This is a genomic window from Corynebacterium sp. HMSC04H06, from assembly GCF_001815935.1.
GTDB lineage: Bacteria > Actinomycetota > Actinomycetes > Mycobacteriales > Mycobacteriaceae > Corynebacterium.
The window spans coordinates 72,410-76,943 of sequence record NZ_KV823417.1 but is presented as its reverse complement, the minus strand read 5'-3'; the positions used below and the strand labels follow the sequence as shown (position 1 = coordinate 76,943).

Sequence of the window (4,534 nt, the reverse complement as noted above, 5' to 3'; positions counted from 1 at the left end):
CGGTCCGGGCCACGGTCCGGGTGGCTTCCGCGGTGGCCGCGGCGGCCGTCGCGGCGGTACCGCCGGCGCATTCGGCCGTCCGGGCGGCGCACCCCGCAAGGGCAAGAAGTCGAAGCGTCAGAAGCGGCACGAGTTTGAGGAGCAGCAGAAGCACGTCGTCGGCGGCGTTCGCCTGCCCGACGGTGGCGGCAAGACCGTGCGTCTGCGCCGCGGTGCTTCGCTGGCGGACTTCGCCGAGAAGATCGGTGCGGATCCGGCCGCCCTGGTCCAGGCGCTGTTCAACCTGGGGGAGATGGTGACCGCTACCGCCTCCGTCTCGGAGGAGACCCTGCAGCTGCTGGGCGCCGAGATCAACTACAAGGTCGAGGTCGTCTCCCCGGAGGACGAGGACCGCGAGCTGCTCGAGTCCTTCGACCTGCAGTTCGGTGAGGACGAGGGCAGCGAGGAAGACCTCGCTAAGCGCCCGCCAGTGGTCACCGTCATGGGCCACGTCGACCACGGTAAAACCCGCCTGTTGGACACCATCCGTAAGACCAACGAGCGCGAGGGCGAGGCCGGCGGTATTACCCAGGGCATCGGCGCCTACCAGGTGGACGTGGAGGTCGACGGCGGCGATCGCGCCATCACCTTCCTGGATACCCCGGGCCATGAGGCCTTCACCGCCATGCGTGCCCGCGGTGCCAAGTCCACGGACCTGGCCATCCTGGTCGTGGCCGCAGACGACGGCGTCATGCCGCAGACCATTGAGGCCATCAACCACGCCAAGGCCGCGGACATCCCGGTCGTGGTCGCGGTGAACAAGATCGATAAGCCGGAGGCGCAGCCGGACAAGATTCGTGGCCAGCTCACCGAGTACGGCCTGGTTCCGGAAGAGTACGGCGGCGACACCATGTTCGTGGACATCTCCGCCAAGGCGGGTCAGAACATCGAGGAGCTACTGGAGGCGGTCGTTCTGACCGCGGACGCGGCCCTCGAGCTGACCGCCAACCCGGACATGGACGCCCAGGGTGTGGCCATCGAGGCCTACCTGGACCGCGGCCGCGGCCCGGTGGCTACCGTCATCGTCCAGCGCGGTACGCTGCGCGTCGGTGATTCCATCGTCGTGGGTGATTCCTTCGGTCGTGTGCGCCGCATGCTCGACGAGTTCGGCAACGACGTGGACGAGGCCGGCCCCTCCCGCCCGGTCCAGGTCCAGGGTCTAAATGGCGTGCCGGGTGCCGGCGACAACCTGCTGGTGGTCGAGGACGACCGCGTGGCCCGCCAGATCGCTGCCCAGCGCGACGCCCGCAAGCGTTCCGCTATGCAGGCCAAGGCCCGCAAGCGCGTCTCCCTGGAGGATCTGGACGCGGTGCTGAAGGAGACTTCGACGCTGAACCTCATCCTCAAGGGCGACAACGCCGGTTCGGTCGAGGCTCTGGAAGACGCCCTACTGGACATCAAGGTCGACGATGAGGTTCAGCTCAACGTCATCGACCGCGGTGTCGGTGCGGTCACCCAGACCAACGTCACCCTGGCAGCGGCCTCCGACGCCGTTATCATCGCCTTCAACGTCCGCGCTGAGGGCAAGGCGACCAACGAGGCCAACCAGGAGGGCGTGGATATCCGCTACTACACGGTTATCTACCGCGCCATCGAGGATGTGGAGAAGGCCCTCAAGGGCATGCTCAAGCCCATCTACGAGGAGCGCGAGACCGGTGCGGCCGAAATCCGCGCGCTGTTCAAGTCCTCCGCCGTGGGCACCATTGCTGGCTGTATGGTCACCGAGGGCCAAGTCAAGCGCAACGGCAAGGTGCGCATCGTACGCGATGGCAACGTCATCGCCAGCGATGCCCGCATCGAGTCGCTGCGTCACGAGAAGGACGACGCCACCGAGATCAACGCCGGTTACGAGTGTGGTATGGTCCTGTCCTTCCCGGACATCCAGGTTGGCGACCAGATCCAGGCCTTCGAAGAGGTCGAGGTCCCGCGCGACTAGTTCGACCCGAGCCAGCAACTAGCTGGCGCTGACTGGTAGGCCCACTACCGGTAGCGATTGTCCCCGCCACGCTATAGTGCGTGCCGGGGATTTTTCGTTGCGCGGGGAAGCTAGAATAGATTAGCTTGAAGATCGATTTTTCCAACTCAGGTCTAGGAGGAGCAATGGCAGACCACGCACGCGCGGGACGCATGGCGAAGAGGATTCAGGCAATTGTTGCTAACGCCCTCGAACACAACATCAAGGACCGCCGCGTGGAGCTGGTGACGGTCACCGACACCCGCGTGACCGGGGATCTGCACGACGCGACGGTCTACTACACGGTCCGCGGCCGCGACATCGACGACGAGCCGGACTTCGACGCCGCTGCGGAGGCCCTGCACCGCGCCCGCGGGCAGCTGCGCAAGCTGGTCGGCGACCAGCTGGGCGTGCGGTTTACGCCGACGCTGAGCTTTGAGGTCGACACCGTGCCCGAGTCGTCCGCGCACATGGAGCAGCTGCTGGAAAAGGCGCGCGCCCGCGACGCCGAGCTGGCGAAGCTGAAGGAAAACGCCCAACCGGCCGGCGAGGCGAACCCGTATAAGGAGAAAGAAAGCGAGTAAATCCGTGCTCGAACAGGATTATGAGCGGGTAGCGGCGGCGGTGCGCGCGGCAGACAGCGTGTGCATCATCACCCACCTGCGACCGGATGCCGACGCGGTGGGCTCGGCCTGCGCGCTGAACATGGCGCTGCAGCAGTTCGACAAGCCCACCCGCGTGGTCATCGGTCAGCGCCGGGAAATCTCCCGCAACCTGCTTTCCATCCCCGGCTCGGAAGCCGTCGAGCTGGTCGAAGACCTGCCGGACGGCTACGACCTCTACGTCACCGTGGACTGTGGCTCGCTGGATCGCACCGGCTCGCTAGCGCCCGCGGTGGAGCAGCAAGCGGCCGCGGGGCGCGTGGTCTGTATTGACCACCACGCCTCGAACCCGGGCTTCGGCTCGGTGAACCTGGTGGACTACGAGTGCGAGTCCACCACTGTGGCGCTAACCCAGATCCTCGACCTGCTCGACGTGCAGATGGATACGGACATCGCGCACGCACTCTACGCCGGCCTAGTCACCGACACCGGCAGCTTCCGGTGGGGTCGGCCCGCCATGCACGAGTACGCCGCCCGCCTGATGTACTACGGGCTGGACACCAAGCAGATCGCGGTGGATCTGCTCGACAGCACCACCGCGACCGACCTGCAGATGCTAGGCCGTGTGCTTTCCGGCGTGCAGGTCGTCGAGGCCGGCTCGCACACGCTGGGCGTGCTGGTCGGCCGCCTGGCGGATATCGGGGATCACTCCGATGCCGCCGTGGAGTCCCTGGTGGAATTCGTCCGCGCCTTAGACGGCACGGACATCGGCGTCGTGTTCAAGGAGCAGGCGCCGGGTGTCTTCGCGACCTCCCTGCGGTCCTCGGTCGTGGATTGCTCGGCCATCGCCCTGCAGTTCGGCGGCGGCGGGCACGTGCCGGCCGCTGGCTACACCGCCCACGGCACCCCGGAAGAAATCACTGAGAAATTAGTGGAAGTTGTACGCACGTATTAATGACTAAAGACGAAAACTCCGCCGATACCACCCCCGCCCCGAGCGAGGCCGACACGAGCGAAACTACCACGACCGGTAGGAAGGCCCCGGAGGTCACCCTGCGGCGCATCCTCGGGCTCGCGCTTCCCGCGCTGGGTGTGCTGGCGGCGATGCCGCTCTACCTCCTGTTCGACACCGCCGTCGTCGGCCGCTTGGGCGCCGAGGACCTAGCGGCTCTGGGCGCGGCGGCCGCGGTGCAGTCGGTGGTGACCACCCAGCTGACGTTTTTGTCTTACGGCACCACGGCCCGCGGCGCGCGGCTGTACGGCGCGGGCAAGCGCGCCGAGGCCGTAGCCGAAGGCATCCAGGCCACCTGGGTCGCGCTGGGCGTGGGCACGGCGCTGGCGGTTATCATGTGGCTTTTTGCCGAAAAGATCACGTGGTGGATGACCGGCAACGCGGATACCGCCGCCCGCGCGGCCCAGTGGCTGCACATCGCGGCTCTGGCCATTCCGATCACCCTGGTGGTTATGGCCGGCAACGGCTGGATGCGTGGCGTGCAAAACACCCGCAAGCCGCTGGTCTTCACCCTGGCCGGTGTCATCCCCGGGGCTATCTGCGTGCCCATCTTCGTCCACCTCTGGGGCCTGCCTGGCTCGGCGGCGGCCAACGTGCTGGGCATGGGGATCGTGGCCACGCTCTTTCTCATCGAGCTGGCCCGGCAGCACGGCGGTTCCTGGAAGATCCGCCCGCGGGTCATCGGCCGCCAGCTGGTGCTGGGCCGCGACCTCATTTTGCGCTCGTTGAGCTTCCAGGTCGCCTTCCTGTCCGCGGCCGCGGTGGCCGGCCGTTTCGGCACCGCCTCCTTGGCCGCGCACCAGGTCATGCTGCAGCTGTGGAACTTCCTGACGCTGGTCCTGGATTCCCTGGCGATCGCGGCGCAGACGCTTATCGGCGCGGCGCTGGGCGCCGGCTCGGCGCAGGCCGCCCGCCGCACCGGCGGGC

At 67.1% G+C, this 4,534-nt stretch carries 4 protein-coding genes; all 4 read left to right on the top strand.

Annotated features, from left to right (window positions below):
- Positions 1-1,975, top strand: a 1,975-nt coding sequence (gene infB, locus HMPREF3067_RS04285; protein WP_070768492.1) for a translation initiation factor IF-2, incomplete at its 5' end; no start/stop codon positions are given.
- A gap of 164 nt (positions 1,976-2,139) precedes the next feature.
- Entirely contained in the window at positions 2,140-2,577 is a 438-nt protein-coding gene (gene rbfA, locus HMPREF3067_RS04280; protein ID WP_070768491.1) for a 30S ribosome-binding factor RbfA, read from the top strand.
- Positions 2,578-2,581: 4 nt separating this feature from the next.
- A complete protein-coding gene (locus tag HMPREF3067_RS04275; protein ID WP_070768490.1) occupies positions 2,582-3,550 on the top strand; it encodes a DHH family phosphoesterase in 969 nt (322 codons plus the stop codon).
- A partial coding sequence (locus HMPREF3067_RS04270) for an MATE family efflux transporter (protein ID WP_246819234.1) occupies positions 3,550-4,534 on the top strand: 985 nt, incomplete at its 3' end. The genes HMPREF3067_RS04275 and HMPREF3067_RS04270, both read left to right, overlap by 1 nt.

Coding starts and splice junctions, on each gene's coding strand:
- rbfA (WP_070768491.1), top strand. CDS start 2,140: ATGGCAGACCACGCACGCGCGGGACGCATGGCGAAGAGGATTCAGGCA.